This window comes from Colwellia marinimaniae, from assembly GCF_002207865.1.
Classification (GTDB): domain Bacteria; phylum Pseudomonadota; class Gammaproteobacteria; order Enterobacterales; family Alteromonadaceae; genus Colwellia; species Colwellia marinimaniae.
This window is the reverse complement of sequence record NZ_BDQM01000484.1, coordinates 1-240: the sequence shown is the minus strand read 5'-3', so window position 1 is coordinate 240 and position 240 is coordinate 1. Positions and strand designations below refer to the sequence as shown.

Sequence of the window (240 nt, the reverse complement as noted above, 5' to 3'; positions counted from 1 at the left end):
GCAATGAGGTGATGCCTGGAGCACAGTACCGGAGTAGGTAGCGGGAGAGTACATACAACCCGTCACTCAGTTGGTGCGCCATGATGAGCCCAATAGTCTTTCGCGTCATCAATACGACAGTTGACATCCTTACGAGCGAAATACTCCGCGACGAAGGACAGGAACGGAATCGTTCCGGCCAAAGCGATGATGAGCAGGCGGGTTAGTGGCCAGCCTGCCTTGCGTCCCAACAAATAGGCG

1 protein-coding gene is annotated in these 240 nt (G+C 55.0%); it reads right to left on the bottom strand.

The window, feature by feature from the left end; genetic code table 11:
- Window positions 1-62 precede the first annotated feature (62 nt).
- A complete protein-coding gene (locus MTCD1_RS23845; RefSeq protein WP_498067578.1) occupies window positions 63-230 on the bottom strand; it encodes a DUF3817 domain-containing protein in 168 nt (55 codons plus the stop codon).
- Window positions 231-240 lie beyond the last annotated feature (10 nt).